13 protein-coding genes are annotated in these 15471 nt (G+C 35.6%); 8 read left to right on the top strand and 5 right to left on the bottom strand.

The window, feature by feature from the left end; translation table 11 throughout:
• Genes CAR_RS11650 through CAR_RS11630 form a run of 5 tightly spaced genes read left to right on the top strand, consistent with a single transcriptional unit; the run spans position 1 to position 6447 of the window.
• Positions 1-1938 carry a BglG family transcription antiterminator gene (locus CAR_RS11650; RefSeq protein ID WP_041556684.1) on the top strand — a complete coding sequence of 646 codons (1938 nt, stop codon included), beginning with the start codon at positions 1-3 and terminating at the stop codon, positions 1936-1938.
• Positions 1935-2387 carry a PTS sugar transporter subunit IIA gene (locus tag CAR_RS11645; protein ID WP_013711936.1) on the top strand — a complete coding sequence of 151 codons (453 nt, stop codon included), beginning with the start codon at positions 1935-1937 and terminating at the stop codon, positions 2385-2387. Before CAR_RS11650 ends, CAR_RS11645 begins: the two co-directional genes overlap by 4 nt.
• A gap of 22 nt (positions 2388-2409) precedes the next feature.
• On the top strand, positions 2410-2724 hold the full coding sequence (locus CAR_RS11640) for a PTS fructose transporter subunit IIB (protein ID WP_013711935.1): 315 nt from the start codon (positions 2410-2412) through the stop codon (positions 2722-2724).
• 22 nt (positions 2725-2746) lie between these two features.
• Positions 2747-3793, top strand: coding sequence for a PTS fructose transporter subunit IIC (locus tag CAR_RS11635; RefSeq protein ID WP_013711934.1), 1047 nt, complete (start codon positions 2747-2749; stop codon positions 3791-3793).
• A gap of 29 nt (positions 3794-3822) precedes the next feature.
• The gene (locus CAR_RS11630; RefSeq protein WP_013711933.1) at positions 3823-6447 is read left to right on the top strand and encodes a glycoside hydrolase family 38 C-terminal domain-containing protein; all 2625 of its coding nucleotides are present in this window, start codon (positions 3823-3825) and stop codon (positions 6445-6447) included.
• A gap of 391 nt (positions 6448-6838) precedes the next feature.
• Here the strand turns inward: CAR_RS11630 and CAR_RS11625 are convergent, their stop codons facing one another.
• A complete protein-coding gene (locus tag CAR_RS11625) occupies positions 6839-7714 on the bottom strand; it encodes a LysR family transcriptional regulator (RefSeq protein ID WP_041556682.1) in 876 nt (291 codons plus the stop codon).
• A gap of 124 nt (positions 7715-7838) precedes the next feature.
• Between CAR_RS11625 and CAR_RS11620 the strand changes: the two genes are divergently transcribed.
• Genes CAR_RS11620 through CAR_RS11610 form a run of 3 tightly spaced genes read left to right on the top strand, consistent with a single transcriptional unit; the run spans position 7839 to position 10025 of the window.
• Positions 7839-8402, top strand: coding sequence for a DapH/DapD/GlmU-related protein (locus CAR_RS11620; RefSeq protein WP_041556679.1), 564 nt, complete (start codon positions 7839-7841; stop codon positions 8400-8402).
• A gap of 41 nt (positions 8403-8443) precedes the next feature.
• The gene (locus tag CAR_RS11615) at positions 8444-9316 is read left to right on the top strand and encodes an aldo/keto reductase (protein WP_013711930.1); all 873 of its coding nucleotides are present in this window, start codon (positions 8444-8446) and stop codon (positions 9314-9316) included.
• A 55-nt stretch (positions 9317-9371) separates the two neighbouring features.
• Positions 9372-10025: an SDR family oxidoreductase gene (locus tag CAR_RS11610; RefSeq protein ID WP_013711929.1), complete on the top strand. Its 654-nt coding sequence runs from the start codon at positions 9372-9374 to the stop codon at positions 10023-10025.
• Positions 10026-10134: 109 nt separating this feature from the next.
• Here CAR_RS11610 and CAR_RS11605 read toward each other — a convergent pair whose 3' ends face one another.
• Genes CAR_RS11605 through CAR_RS11590 form a run of 4 tightly spaced genes read right to left on the bottom strand, consistent with a single transcriptional unit; the run spans position 10135 to position 15470 of the window.
• Complete coding sequence (locus tag CAR_RS11605) at positions 10135-11220, bottom strand: hypothetical protein (RefSeq protein WP_052303149.1); 1086 nt, start codon at positions 11218-11220, stop codon at positions 10135-10137.
• Positions 11207-13708 (bottom strand): phosphoenolpyruvate synthase, encoded by a 2502-nt coding sequence (locus CAR_RS11600; protein WP_013711927.1) that lies wholly within the window; start codon positions 13706-13708, stop codon positions 11207-11209. The genes CAR_RS11605 and CAR_RS11600 overlap by 14 nt, the downstream gene beginning before the upstream one ends.
• Positions 13705-14610, bottom strand: a complete 906-nt coding sequence (locus CAR_RS11595) for a prenyltransferase (protein WP_013711926.1) — start codon at positions 14608-14610, stop codon at positions 13705-13707. The genes CAR_RS11600 and CAR_RS11595 overlap by 4 nt, the downstream gene beginning before the upstream one ends.
• A complete protein-coding gene (locus CAR_RS11590) occupies positions 14604-15470 on the bottom strand; it encodes a phosphatidylserine decarboxylase (protein WP_013711925.1) in 867 nt (288 codons plus the stop codon). The genes CAR_RS11595 and CAR_RS11590 overlap by 7 nt, the downstream gene beginning before the upstream one ends.
• Between the last annotated feature and the right edge of the window lies 1 nt (position 15471).

Raw genomic sequence — 15471 nt, 5'->3', positions numbered from 1 at the left:
ATGATTAATATGTTTGACGTCAAACATAAAAGGATAATCCAATTTATTTTAGACAATAAAAGAACTAATTATGAAGAATTGTCAAAATATATAGGCATATCTAAAAGAACTATAGCAAAATATCTGAATGAGATACGCGATCTTATTCAGCCATTAAACGTTAATCTAGTAATCAAACAAGGCGAAGGTGTTCATTTTGAAGGAGAAATACAAAAACTAGAAGAAATGATAAAGTCTCTGAAGGATTATGAATTAAATTCTAAAGATAATAGACAGATGAAATTATATTCAAAATTTATTTTATCTTCAGATCATCTAAAAGTGCAAGAATTGGCGGATGAGTTTTACGTGAGTAGATCCACTTTAGAAAGCGAATTAAGAAATGTTAAGAAAGAGTTTTTAACTCAAGGATTTAAAATAAAAAGTAATCGACATGGCATGATACTGGACATAAATGAGAAGGAAAAAAGAGAGCTAATCTCAAAATTAATCAACTATTATTGGGGAGGTCTTTCATACAATAGTGATAAAGGTGAAGAATTGATTTTGCAAATTCAAGTTTCTTCAGATTTAGAAAAAATTTTTGACGTTGATGTACTAAAAAAAGTAGCAGATAATTTGAATTTGTTCTCACAGAATACAAAATTATTATTTACGGACTATGAATACCAGTCACTAGCTATTCATTTGGTCATTGCTTTGGACAGAATAAAAAAGAAACTATTTTTAACTAACAAAGATAACACGATGGAAAAAATGAAACTAGAAAAAAATACAGTTTTTTTGATTCAGTTAGTTGAAAAAGAGTTTAAATTATCTTTGCCAGATTTTGAGAAGGAACACTTGAATAATCATATTCTGGCCATACAAAATAGTGTCTTAAATAACAAAATCCAACAATATTATTCAATTAAAACAAATATTGAATTAAAAGAATTGATTACTAATAAATTAATAGGCATCAATGCAGATGATGAATTGATAAAAAGTTTGATGCTACATTTGGAAGCTGCGATTAAAAGATTACAATTAGGTCTCAATATCTATAATCCCTATACAGAAAAAATCAAATTTTCTTTTTCTAGAGCATTTGAAACAGCCGTTCTTTTAGTAACAACTATCGAAAAAAAATATTATATCAAAATGAATGATGACGAGATAGCATTTATTGCATTACATTTTGAATCTTTCTTTGAAAGAATACCGACGAAAAAAAAAGTAAAGAAAAAAGCAGTCATAGTATGTAGTAGTGGATTTGGAACGTCAAAGTTGTTGGAACAAAGGATCAAAAGTATTTTTTATGAAGAAATAGAAATAACGAGAGTACTTTCTTTAGGAGATTTAGAAAAAAGCGTAATAAGTGAAGATCTTATTATAAGTACCATTCCTGTTAAGCAACATGAGGTTCCGGTAGTTTTAGTTAGCCCATTGTTGGGTAAAGAGGATAGAGGAAAAATTGAAAACGCTGTAACTAAAACAAGTTACACAAAAAAAAGTTGTGATGTTTTTATTGAGAATCTAGAGGATAATCTCATATTTATTGAAGCGGGTAAAGAAACTAAACATAATGTTTTAACTAAGATTTGTACTACCTTAATAGAGGAACACTATGCAAAAAAAGGAGTACTTGAGAGTTCACTTACAAGAGAAGAAATATCGTCAACAGCAATGGGTGTTTTTGCTATGCCACATGCTCAAATCGAATATATCAATGAGTCTAAGATTGTAATCTATATAAATAAAGATGGAATTGTATGGAATGGGGACACAGTAAATATTATTTTCTTTTTTGCCTTAAATCAACAAGTGAAAGAGAGTATTAATGATATTTATTCCTATTTTAATGAGTTAATTTCTGATGATTTTGTAATGAATAAATTAATACACGCAAGCAGTAAAAATGATATATATCAATTATTAAAGCAGGTGAGAGAATGACAACTAATAAAAAAGTATATAAAGAAAATATTGTACTAAATTTAAATGCTTCAACCAAAATCGAGGTGGTTGAAAAATTAGCAGAAAGATTATTTAAGAATGGTTTCATAGATAATTTAGCAGAATTTATTAAAGATGTTAAGGATAGAGAAGAACATATGACAACTGGTATTGGAAACGGTATCGCTATTCCTCATGGGAAAAGTAGTTCTGTCTTAGAATCAACAGTCATTTTTGCGAAAACAACTGAGGATATTGAATGGGAGTCATTAGATGACAAACCAGTAAACATCATTTTTTTATTAGCTATATCTAAACAAGATGCTGGGGATAAACATTTGAGAATTCTAGCAGATATTTCTGGAAAGTTAATGGATGATGACTTTGTTTATGCTATTAAGAAAGCTGGCACAGAAAAAGAAATTGAAGAGTTGTTATCAAAAGTATAACTATAGAAAAGGATGGTTAATTATGACTAAAATTGTAGCTGTTACAGCTTGTATCGCAGGTATTGCTCATACTTATATGGCTAAAGCGAATCTAGAGAAATTTTCAAAAAAACATGATATCGAAATTAAAGTAGAAACTCAAGGAGCTATGGGAATGGAAAATAAATTATCAACTTCTGATATAGAATCTGCTGATATTGTTATTTTTGCAGTAGATACTAATGTGTCCGAAAGAGACAGATTTTCGGGTAAAAAAATTATTGAAGTTGGGACTACGGAAGTTATAAAAAATGGTGAAAAAATTATTGAGGATATTTTAAATAAAATAAATAATTAAAATGAGGAAGGAGAACAGAAAAATGAATATAAAAAAATTAGGTAAAGAAATGTTAAATCACTTCCAGAGTGGGGTTTCATATATGATTCCTTTAGTAACAGCAGCTGGATTATTGACATCTATTGCAGTTATATTTGGTGGCTCTGATGTTTGGGATCAAACAGAAACCTTCTGGGGTGTCATAAGAATGATAGGACAAACCGGGCTGAATTTTATTGTTCCTATGATTTCGGCTTATATTGCCTATTCTATTGCGGATCGACCAGGATTAGCTCCTGCTTTTATAACAGGTATGATTGCGAATGAAATGGGAACAGGGTTTATTGGAGGAATGTTCACAGGTTTAGCTGTAGGGTATCTAGTTAATCTTTTAAAGAAAATGCCAATTCCTCCTCAAATTATGAGTTTAAAGTCTCTTATTATCATTCCTTTTATTAGTACTGCTGTAGTAGGATTAGTTCTTTGGTATGTTATCGGTACGCCAATTACAGTTATGACTGAAACTTTGACAGTTTGGTTAACAGGAATGTCAGGGGCTAACGCTGCTTTATTAGGAGCGATACTAGGTGGTATGATGGCTTTTGATATGGGAGGTCCAATAAACAAAATAGCTTACGCGTTTGGTGTAGCAAGTTTTTCTTCAGGTGGGTTCGGAGCAAGTACTGCAATGCTACTGGCTATTGCTATCCCTCCACTGGGAATGTTCTTGGCTACTATATTAAATAAAAAATTGTATTCAGAAGAAGAGATAGAAAATGGGAAAACGGCAATCATTATGGGACTTGTAGGTATCACAGAAGGTACGATTCCTTTTGCAGTAGCGGATCCTGTACGGGTCATTCCAAGTATCATGGTTGGAACAGCAGTAGCAGGTGGGATAAACGGAGCATTCGGTATTACACAGGAAACGATGTTGTCAACATTTATGGCCATACCATTTACTTCTAGACCCTTGCTATACGTTGTTGCTATAGCAATTGGGGGTATTGTTACTGCCCTTATGGTAAATGCATTGAAAACAATGAAGTACAGAAAAGAACAAAAAAAAGAAGTTAACGTAGCGAAATAAAAAAAGTTTAAGAAGGGAAGTTTTAACAAATGCCAAAGGCACATTTTGTTCAGCATACTCATTGGGATAGAGAGTGGTATTTTACCACATCAGATGCACTTGTTTTGAGTGATCAAGTGTTTACAGAAGCACTCAAAGAACTGGAGGAAAACACACATGTTAACTTCTGTTTAGATGGACAATCTTCTATTTTAGATGATTATATTGAAATTCATCCTGAAAAAATTGATTTAATAAAAAAATTAATTGCAGAAAACAGATTATTTGTCGGTCCTTGGTACACACAAACAGATGCGTTGCTAGTAGATGCAGAATCAATATTGAGAAACTTAATTATTGGAATCAACGATACTGTCAATAAATATGGGAATCCGATGATGCTAGGTTATTTACCTGATACTTTCGGGTTTAATGCTCAGCTGCCCACGCTATTAAATCAGGTCGGTATTGATAATTTTTTAAGCTGGAGAGGCTTGAATTTTGATAAACTAGTAGAATCTCCTTACTTCATTTGGAAAGGTTTAGGTGGGAAATCAGTTTATGCCATTAATTTTCCATTTGGATATATGACAGGCCTACTTTATGTAGACGCACTGGATGATCTTCAAGAATTTGTTGAGGACAGATTAGATCCAGCTATTAGGTTTAATGCTAAGCGTGGTAATAATGAAGATATTTTAATTCCTTCAGGAATTGACCAGAAGAGTATGATAGAAAATTTTGATCAAGTTATAGAAAATATTAACGATATCAGTCAATATCGAAATGTTATTAGTAATTATCCTGAATTTGTTGATATTATTCGTAACAAAGGAAACTTGCCAACTTATCAAGGGGAACTACGTCAACCCGTTCACTCACGAGTGCATAGATCAATTGGCTCTGTTAGAACAAGAATCAAATTAGAGAACTATAAACTAGAACAGAAACTCATACGTCACATAGAGCCTTTAATGATTATTGCTAAGGGGAATGGTGTGTCTGTGGGAAATGGACTAGTAGAAAAAACTTGGAAAGTATTACTAGAAAACCAAGCTCATGACAGTATTGGGGGATGCGTATCTGATAACGTAGCAGAAGATATTCATCACAGATTCAAGCAAGCTAATGAATTAGCAGATGGTATTGAAAATCTTATAAGCAGGCGGATTGCTGATGCGTTAAACTTGAAAGATAATGAAGTAATTGTGTTCAATACTGATGTTAAGTCGTTTAAAGGAGAAAAGATAGTCCATGTAGTAGCTCCAAATAAAAATATTAAGTTTGATAGTGTTTCGGATGTTGTTTTGATCAATGAAACATATTATCCAGCACGAGAGAACATCAAAAGAGAGATACCTAAAGGCCATATATTTATTGAAGAACCTCCTTATTATGAATTAGATATCCGAATGAATATAGAGTTACCAGCACTAGGTTACAAAGTAATTAGTTTTAGAGAATCTGACAAACCTTTAGAAAATAGGAAAGTATTAGAAGAATCAACTTCTGTATCTATAGACAATGACTATTATAATATTAAATTTGATAAAGGGAATATCTCCCTAAATTATATCAAGGAAGATAAGGTAAGCTTTATTGAAGTAGTGGATTGTGCTAACGATGGAGACACTTATGACTTCTCTCCGCTTCTTGGAGATGAAGAAAAAATATTTGTATTTAAAAAGGCACAAATAATAGAAGATGAAATAGAAAAAACTATAGAAATTACTGGAATGATGGAGCTACCATATGACTTGAAAGATAGGGTCTCGAACGTTCCAGAATTAGGCACATTGGAAATGAAAATTCTTTTAAGCTTAAGAAAAAATTCTGATTTGATTATAGGAAAAATAATAGTAGATAATCAAATCTTGTCACACAGATTGAGATTAAGAATAAATAATTTGAATAAAGATGAGAGTTCGACTGCTCAAATTCAAAATGGTTTTATAAAAAACATACCTGATGAAGTTCCAGAAAATTGGAAAGAAATATATGTAGAAAAACCAGTAAATATTGAAATTTTTGACAAAAGTGTAAGTGTTCAAAGTGATAATGATTATATGACTATTTTTGTCGAAGGATTAAAGGAATATGAAAGAGTAGGAGATAGTTTATTTGTTACATTAATGTCAACAACAGGGGAATTAGGAAAGCCTGATTTGGCATGGAGACCAGGCAGGGCTTCTGGGGATACAACTAACGAAGGTCATATCATGATGCCTACACCGCTAGCTCAAGAGATAGGAGAAAATAATTTTTCATTCGCAATTAGAATGGCAGATGGCATGCTAGAAGAATCTAAAATAGCTCATATTGCACATGATTGGGTAAGTCCTTCTGTAGCCTATCAGCGCCAGGACCTTAATGTCTTTATCAATCGACTTGATAATAAAATATGGCCGTTACAGCATCCAATTAAGCCAGAGAGAGTATACTCTCAATTAGATGTTTCAGAAGAATTGATTGTATCTGCAGCTTACCCGTCTTATAAAGAAGAAGGAGCATTTATTATTCGGTTAGCCAACCCTACTGGGGAAAAAATAACAGTAGACCCTAAATTACTTGAAAAGGCAAAAATTGTAAATGCTCTAGAGGAAACCATAGAAAAAACGAATTCTATTTTACCGTATGATTATCTTACCCTTTTGTTTGCTCATGATGATTTCTAGATATAAAATAAAAGATTAAGTAGTGATTGAATGAAATAATCCCAGAAATTAGACTTTTTAAATCTAACTTCTGGGATTATTTTTACGGAGAAGTATAGCTTTGAATGTAAATTGTTCAGTTTTATGTAGTAGAGGTGAATTAAGGAGGCTACCGTTTTCTAATGCCAACTTTTAATTTATACAAATGAGTACTAAAAAGTTGTAGTTGAATGCAATTCGAACCGAGTTCTTGTCTGGCTAGATCTTACCTCTAGGCACATTTCCATGTTTGAAAAAATTCTTTCAGATAAATAGTTATGATTATTATAGTATGATTAATTTTTCTGTAAAAGGAAACTTGTATATATGAATTAGTGAGAAATATAATGTCTTAAATACCAGTATACTACTTCTATAAATGGATAGACGTTTGGATGGCGTTCAAAAACACAGTTGCTGCTTTTGAATGAATGGCATTCTTTTTCCATATCATATTTAAGTTAGCCTCTAAACGGGGTCTTAAAGGAACAAATGTTAGATTCGTTCCTTGCGTATTTATGATTCCATCAATACATAATGCACAACCTATGCCTTCACGTACCATAATAGAAGCATTGTACAAAAGATTATAAGTACCGATGATTTGTTGACTCTCAAGATTCTTCCCCATCCAGTCACCAATTTGATTATCGACTAAGGATTGGCTTGAAACAAAGAGTGATAGAAACTGTAGATCATCAGGTAAGATAGCTTCTTTTTTTGCATAGGGGTGATCATTGTGGAATAAAATGCCCCAATGATCGGTTCTAGGCAGTCTTAAGTAATCGTATTTTTTCTTTTCTACTGGATCGATAACGATCCCAAAATCCAAGATCCCCTTGTCCAATTTCTCAGAAACATCATCTGCATTTCCACTATATAAATGGATTTTCACATCAGGATATTCTTCAGTTAAGACACGTACACTTTCAGCTATAAATTGCATGGCTTTGGTTTCGCCACCGCCAATGACGATTTCCCCGCTGATCGTTTCATTACTCGATAAGTTTGTCATTGTGGTATCGACCAATGAAAGGATTTCTTTACCACGGTTTACCAAATAGTGCCCATCTTCAGTTAAGGTGATTTCGCGGTTTCCGCGAGTAAATAATTGAACGCCCAACTCTTCTTCCAGTTCTTTTAGTTGCTTAGATAAGGTCGGTTGAGACAAATGTAAGGATTCTGCTGCTTTACTAATTGTTTTTTCTTGAGCCACCGTCAAAAAATAATTCAATACACGAAAATCCAATAGGTATCCCTCCTAGGTATAGGTGAAAAGCATAGATGAGTATGCTGTATAAGTATTAGTCAGGTTCAGTTTATCCTAGTATGATGGGTTTAACAAGAAATAAACGAATAGGTGGTGAAAAGCTATGAAAGACTTATTAAGCCGAATTATTAGGAAAGAGATAGTGAAAGGTTCTTATTATTTTGAAGAAATACATGAGCAAAAGGTCGAAAATGAAAGGTTAGTCATGGAATTGAATACGGGTTACCATACTCCCACAGAGGTACGCACATCCCTTGAAAAAATTACGGGTCAATCGATTGATTCTTCGGTTACGGTATCTTTACCCTTTTACACAGATTTTGGAAAACACATTTCATTTGGGAAAGATATTTTTATCAATCAAAACGTTACCTTTGTTGATTTAGGCGGTGTTTTCCTTGAAGATAATGTCTTGATCGGACCTGGCGCGCGTTTAATCACAGTGAATCATTTGGTGGATCCAGCAAAAAGAAGAGGAATCATTGTAGATTCGATTCGAATCAAAGAGAATGCTTGGATCGGAGCAAATGCAACCGTTCTGGCTGGCGTAACGGTTGGCAAAAATGCTATTGTTGCAGCAGATGCTACAGTCACTAAAGATGTACCAGACAATGTGATTGTTGCGGGTACACCTGCGAGAATCACTAAAGAAATCGACTTTCATTAATCTGTTAAAAAATAAATAGAGATAGAAAGAAGGAACTAAAAATGGTAGTAAACGAAACGTATACATTAATAAATGGAGTTAAAATCCCTAAATTAGGTTTAGGAACTTGGATGATAGATAATGAAGCAGTTGTTCAAGTTGTAAAGGATGCGCTTGATTCAGGTTACCGTCACATTGACACAGCTGAAGCTTATCTTAACGAAGAAGGTGTAGGTCGTGGTCTTAAAGAGTCTGGTGTTAACCGCGAAAATGTTTTTGTCACTACGAAACTCGAAGGTGATATCAAAAATTATGAGGAAGCGGTCAAAGCAATCGAGAAATCACTCGAACTTTTAAATGTGGATTATATCGACTTAATGATTATTCATAGTCCACAACCTTGGGCAAATTTCCGTGATGGCAACCATTACTTCGAAGGGAACTTAGAAGCATGGCGTGCCTTAGAAGAAGCGTATGAAGCAGGCAAATTACGTGCAATTGGTGTGTCTAATTTCGAGCAAGTAGACTTGGAAAACTTGATCACTAATGGAACAGTCAAACCAATGGTAAATCAAGTTCTTGCACACATTACCAATGTTCCAACCGACGTCATTGAGTATTGTCAAAGTCAAGACATCATTGTCGAAGCTTACTCACCAATTGCTCACGGAGCTATTCTTGATCATGCAGTTGTTAAAGAGATGGCTGAAAAATATAAGGCTTCACCTGCTCAATTAAGTATTCGCTATGTCTTGCAATTAGGCACAGTTGCTTTACCCAAAACGACTAATAAGGATCATATGAAATCAAATGCTGATATCGACTTTACAATCTCTGAAGAGGATATGAATACGTTAAATGAGTTGCCTCTTATCGAAACCTATGGTGACGATCAGGTTATGCCAGTGTTTAGTTCACAATACAACAAAAAGTAAGTGATATGCGTTATACTGAAGGTCATTCGATACATTTATTGAGAGGAGTTTTTTAATGAAAGTATTAGTTGTAGGTGCCAATGGAAAAGTAGCTCGTCATTTTGCTGATTTTGCTAAAGAGGATTCTGCTATTGAAGAAATCGCAATGATTCGCAAAGCTGAACAAGTGAGTTTCTTCGAAGAACGAGGGATTGAAACGGTTCTTTTAGATCTTGTTAAAAATTCAGTAGATGAATTGGCAGAAGCTATGAAAAATGTCGATGCAGTTATCTTCAGTGCTGGAGCTGGTGGAAGTGGCGTGGACAAAACCATTTTGATTGACTTGGATGGAGCCATTAAAACAATGACTGCTGCAGAACAAGCAGGTGTTAAACGTTTTGTTATGGTCAGCACCTTCCGCACAGGACGTGAAGAAATGGCTAAAGAACATGATTTGCAAATTTACACCATCGCAAAAAATTATGCGGATGAATGGTTAAAAAATCGTACAGAACTAGATTGGACGATTGTCCATCCTGGTATGTTAGTTGATGAACCTGGTACCAATAAAATAAAAGTTGGTATGGGACAAGACATAAATGAGATTCCACGTCAAGACGTAGCTCAAACCTTGATTTCGGTACTTCATAATGACAACACGATCAAACAAGAATTTGAAGTTCTAGCTGGTGATACAGCTGTTGAAGAAGCTATCCGTAATTTAAACTAAATAAGCAAAAGACCCCAAAAGATAAGCTTTTGGGGTCTTTTTATGCAGTAAAACACATCATATGATTGGTGAGATCGTTTGATTCTTCTAAATTTCAGCCCGGATTTAGTTAGTCCAATTCCAACATCCATAAGCTGTAATCATGAGAATCTTCCTGCATCTCTGGCACATAGCGGTTTGTTACTGTCTTTTCATGGATCAATGCAGCCACTACTTCTGCTTTGCGCTGTTTTACCTGTTTGAAAACTGGGTAGGACATGGCTAATCCTAAACCCAAATGTTTAGAGTCTACACCTAAATACAGAATGATATAGCGTTTAGCACGCCATCGTGTATATAAAATTTTTGCTAGATTTAGCATAGTCATTTTTCGATAAATCAAATTGCCATAGTCTGGCAAGGTAATTAGAAAGCCAACAAGCTGCTGATCTTTGTAGGCCAACTTCACCATAGAAAAATCGATCACTTGTTTTAAATCGGCAAAAATTTGACTGAACTGTCCAGCTGTAACCTCTTGATACAATGGAAAGTCTTTGTAGAGTACTCTTAAAAGTTCAAAGACTTCAAGCGAAACGGTTGGCCAATCTTCTGGTTTAGGAGAAACAAATCGGTAGCCTTTTTCCACAAAGGATTGGTAACGTTTGGCTAATTTTTCTGATTCATATTGAGGCGGAATCGTGCGATAAAAATTCGATGTGTAGTGCTCGACCTCTTTAAAACCTGCCGCTTGCCATAACTTCGGGTAATACGCTGGATTGTGCGGTTCACTCGTAAATGGCGCTCGTTCAAATCCTTTAACTTTCATTCGATAGCCTAGCCAAAAACTTCCTTGAACAGGACCAATGATGCGCTGGGCATTTTCGTTTCGTACTTTGGCACTCAGTGTTTGGATAAACTGAATCATGATAGTTACATCATCTATCGCTTCAAAATACCCAAAGTAGTAGTCATCCAAGTGGTGTGGTTTGATTAGAGCCCCACGAATCACCATTTGGCCATCTTGGTAACCGTTGAATGCTTGGAAAGTATAGGTTGGACTCAATGGATGTTGTCCGCGGATCTGTGCTTGTTCCTCTGAGACCGACTGCATCCATTCTTCCTTTTTGTAAATCCGTTGCGGGAATTGCAGGAAATCGGCTTCTGATCGTTCACCTGAAACCACTGGGGTGATTTTTAATGAATTAGGAGTAGTCATTTTCATCCTCCAAACGTTTGATCAGGCCGGTCTGTCCGTTTATTTCAATCCACTCTCCAGTCGTTAGTTGTTGTGTGGCTTGTTTGACATTGACGACAGAAGGAATACCTAATTCGCGAGAGATGATTGCTGTGTGGGATAAAAGCGATCCTTTTTCCGCAATGATCCCTTTTGATTGAGTCAGTAAATACACCCATCCCGGATCCGTCATTTTTGTGACGATAATTTTATTATAGGATTGCTGAACATTAACGGCTTGAATATCTTCGACAACTAAAACTTGCCCTCGAACTACGCCTTTTGAACAACCGATTCCTTGGAAGTCCTGGTGGTTGGTTGAGACGATCTGCTGCTGATTGATATTTTGTGGATATTTTTCAAAAATACTTCCAGCATAGATCAACCGGCTGAATGCAGGTAGTTTCTGATCTACAGACCGTTTATATTTCCGCTTTTGTATCTCTGTCTGCATGTTTGAAAGGTCTCTATGGCTAGCCAAGTCGAATAATTCAGCCATCGTTAAATAAAACACATCTTCTGATTGCTCAAGACGGTTTCCTTTTACCAACTGTTCGCCCAGGGTGATAAAGATGAGGCGCATCATTCCATAAATTCTTGTGCGATTCAATCGAGAACTTTCTCTGTATTTGATCCCTGTCATAGCGCGTTTCTTCAGCCCATTCACCAAGGGATTCCGTGATTTGCTTGTTGCCGTTGCTTTAGAGTCAGTACGTATAGCTGTTTGCGGCAATTCCAACTGCTGTTGGATCAGTTGAATTAATGAAAAAGGATGACTACGAAAGGTTGCTGTTTCCAATTTTAATTCTTCTGGAGCTCGATCTCCAAATTGATGAATGAAACGTCGAATATCTTGTGTGATAGGATCTGTATCTTCATCAATAAAATCAGCTGCACGTTCCGCAGAAAGACTGTCGATTTTTTTTCGATAGTCACTATTTTGTTCTTCCTGAATGGCATAAATAATTTTATTCAGTTCAAAAACTGGCTTCATACTTTCAATTTGTTCAATCCCGGCTATTTCTTCTTGGACTTCTTCAGGCGGACAGACCTTTTTTAACAGCCCAGTATAAACAAACGCATAGAGATCATTGATCAAAGTGACATCCCATTGTTCCAATACTTGTCGTTTGATCTGCTCAAATAATTGATGAAGTTCTTCAAATGAAGCCTCTCGCGTATACGTTTGATTGAAATGTTCAGAGATCGCTTCAAAATCTGAATCGAGTTGTTTCATTGAACGAGGTACTTGGATAAAACTCTTAATGATGCGTCCTATGATTTTCAGTCGAGTTGATCGGCTGATTTTGACTGTAGTTGCAGAGATATCGGTGGCTTGAACACCTAACATGTCTTGCCAAATAGGGATGATCTGTTTAGAAAAAGGCAGAAGATGAAGTAATTTGTACCAATTAGTGATTTGATAATACACACGGCTGTTTACTTGAGCAATCATATTTTGAAAAATGGGCTCAAACGATTGAAGTGTCTGCGTATCGTTTTTTAGCATACGTTTGGCCAAACCTCTAAAAATACTCCCATAAGCTTCTTGAATGAAACTGAATGTCAAAGGAGTCGTTGTTCCGGGATAACTTTCTACGATATTGCTATTATCTAAAATAATCACCGGTTCTGTAGGCATTTTTGTGATGGGGCGTGCCTGTAAAACGTACAGTTGGTCATTCAAAAAAGTAAATTCAATATCCATTCGCGGACCAAAGATGTCCGTTACTTTCTCCGCCATGGATTCTAACTCGACTTGTTGTTTCTCTGTTAAGATTGGAGAAGTCCCAGAAGTTTCAAAGTAAGACAATTGATCATCCGAATGGATCGTAACCATCGTTGTATCTACTTTATCTTCAACGATCCCGCTACCAACGCCAACGCCGACAACAATTAACTGTTCGTTCAATAACCCTTGAGGATTCGCGGTAAAATAGACCCCAGATAAATCTCCTGAAATCATGTCTTGAAGGATGACGTATAATTTAACAGCTTCTAACGAGATGCTATTTTCAAAGTAGTAACTCAATGCAGAGGGCTGGTACAACGACAAAAGAGTTTCCTCTACAGCCTCAACTAAGTCATCTATTTCAACAAACAAACGCGTAGAAAATTGTCCAGCAAATGAGGCAGAGGCATCATCCTCAACGTTTGCTGAAGATCGCACAGAGTAGGTATGCTTGCCAGATGCGTGTCTGCTAAATTCATGGATAGCTGTAAAATCTTCTTGCAAAAATTTCGCCTTAAATTCTTGCTGCAATCGTTGACTCAATTCATTCAATGTATCGTTTCCTGTTTGATATGCTGCTTGCTGCTCCTTCAAGAAGGTATGTACATCTGTTTCATCAAAAAGATCAAATGAAAAAACTGAAAAAGGAGGGACAACGAGACCCTGCTCTTTCATGAGATACAAATTAGCTGCTTTTGAACCTACCGATCGACGGTGAAAGTTAGTGAGTTGTTTCATCTTACAAACCCCTGTATAAATAGATGTGCTGCAACCGAAAGAACCATCGTTGTTTCCGTAATGTAGGTATAACGTTCCACTCGATTTTTGATACTGAAACGTGTCGGATCATGAATGAATTGTTGAAATTGAATCGTCATCCAGATGACATTCACCAATAGAACAACGACGCCGATTTTTGAAATGTTCCATAATAGAATAAAATTCGTTAAAATATCAATAATCGTCAGCACTTGAACGAAACGTGTGGCTTTTTGATAAGTGAAGAGTTGGGAGTATGTCACATATTCTGTCTCGTCTTTGGGTGCTCTTATTTTACGGCTGATTTCCCATATCAAACTTGGGAAATACATCGTAAATGCCAGTAGGACAGTAGGTAATGACAGCAATGGCAATTGATATTTGTAACAAACGAATGTGATGATATAGATATTCATGACCATCATCACAGGATTATGAGTAACCAGTGCTAAAGGCAATGATTTTTGAATTTTGACTTTGCTGAAAAACCACAACGACATCAAGGTTCCATAGATGAATAAAAAGAGAAACCAGCCTATATTATTCATAAAGAAGACATTCAGCACAACGGTGATCGTGACCATGACAGCCAAAGCAATAGCTAAATCACGTTTCTTAACTCTACCAGAAGGCAGTGCTCGATCAGGAAATAATCGTTGATCGTGTTCGTAGTCTTTAAAATCATCTGCGATCCTAAGTGCCATCAAAAAAGTAAATATTGTCCAAACTCCGGTCCATTCTTGTATTCCTATTGAAAAATCTGACTTTCCTACGTTAAGCAGTAAGATAAAGTAGATTTCAAAAAAGTAGATGATCGCTAATAGGAATCGCGGAATTAGTGGGTACATTTCTTTATAGTAAGTTAATAATCTCTTTAGCATGTTTTCAGACCAATTCCTTCCCCTATGTTGACTTGTGTTTCTGTATTTAGATTCGAATAATAATCAATATCTTGATCAACGGTAACGGTACCCTTTGGATAGGCCACCAGTATAGTGGACCCGCCTAGGCTAAACCAGCCTTTTTCTTTCCCTCGCGGATAACTATCGAATGGTTGATTATAAATCTTGCCAACCAAAAGTGCTCCGACTTCCATCTGCATGATCATACCTAATTTCTTTGTTTCGATTAGACAATACTCTCTTTTATTTTCTTTGAATAATTGAAAGTGTTGTTGTGCGATTTCTCTGACCGTATGTAATTTTCCGCGAATTTTTCGACGATGAATAACCGTGCCTGTTTCACTTACCAGATAACGATGGTAATCATCGACTGCTAATCGGTAAATAAATAATGTGCCACCCTCATAATAATCAGCTAAAGAACGGTCTTGAAGGATATCTTCTAAATGATAGTTCTGTCCTTTGACGATAAAAGTCTGATCACTATGAATGGGAACAGTTAATAGTTTCGCTTGCGCAACAGCGCAAACGCGATTAGATGGACTTACGTAAACGTTGGTCGCTTTTAATTTTCGGATAAAGAATTTTGCAAAAGACTGGTAGTTTGCGGATTCGTAATCGCTTAAGTTGATGTCATACTCTTTGACAAATGGAGCGATTTTGTTTTTAGAAAGTCGTGTATGGTCAATAGCTGTCCATGCGATTGAAAATAATGGAGAAGTGACCATGGGAAGCAAAACGTTTCCCCACTTTGTTTGATACAATCGTTTTAGCCATGCTGCTTGATATTCCTTAGGTTCAATGATCGATTTCGTTTCACGCTGATAGACCTTTACCATA

Source organism: Carnobacterium sp. 17-4 (assembly GCF_000195575.1).
Taxonomy (GTDB): domain Bacteria; phylum Bacillota; class Bacilli; order Lactobacillales; family Carnobacteriaceae; genus Carnobacterium_B.
The sequence above is the reverse complement of the archived record's forward strand: the minus strand, read 5'-3'. Positions and strand labels throughout refer to the sequence as shown.

Excerpts from the sequence above, each read along its gene's own strand:
- CAR_RS11650 (WP_041556684.1), top strand. The coding sequence starts at position 1 with ATGATTAATATGTTTGACGTCAAACATAAAAGGATAATCCAATTTATT.
- CAR_RS11645 (WP_013711936.1), top strand. The coding sequence starts at position 1,935 with ATGACAACTAATAAAAAAGTATATAAAGAAAATATTGTACTAAATTTA.
- CAR_RS11640 (WP_013711935.1), top strand. The coding sequence starts at position 2,410 with ATGACTAAAATTGTAGCTGTTACAGCTTGTATCGCAGGTATTGCTCAT.
- CAR_RS11635 (WP_013711934.1), top strand. The coding sequence starts at position 2,747 with ATGAATATAAAAAAATTAGGTAAAGAAATGTTAAATCACTTCCAGAGT.
- CAR_RS11630 (WP_013711933.1), top strand. The coding sequence starts at position 3,823 with ATGCCAAAGGCACATTTTGTTCAGCATACTCATTGGGATAGAGAGTGG.
- CAR_RS11620 (WP_041556679.1), top strand. The coding sequence starts at position 7,839 with ATGAAAGACTTATTAAGCCGAATTATTAGGAAAGAGATAGTGAAAGGT.
- CAR_RS11615 (WP_013711930.1), top strand. The coding sequence starts at position 8,444 with ATGGTAGTAAACGAAACGTATACATTAATAAATGGAGTTAAAATCCCT.
- CAR_RS11610 (WP_013711929.1), top strand. The coding sequence starts at position 9,372 with ATGAAAGTATTAGTTGTAGGTGCCAATGGAAAAGTAGCTCGTCATTTT.
- CAR_RS11605 (WP_052303149.1), bottom strand. The coding sequence starts at position 11,220 with ATGACTACTCCTAATTCATTAAAAATCACCCCAGTGGTTTCAGGTGAA.
- CAR_RS11600 (WP_013711927.1), bottom strand. The coding sequence starts at position 13,708 with ATGAAACAACTCACTAACTTTCACCGTCGATCGGTAGGTTCAAAAGCA.
- CAR_RS11595 (WP_013711926.1), bottom strand. The coding sequence starts at position 14,610 with ATGCTAAAGAGATTATTAACTTACTATAAAGAAATGTACCCACTAATT.
- CAR_RS11590 (WP_013711925.1), bottom strand. The coding sequence starts at position 15,470 with ATGGTAAAGGTCTATCAGCGTGAAACGAAATCGATCATTGAACCTAAG.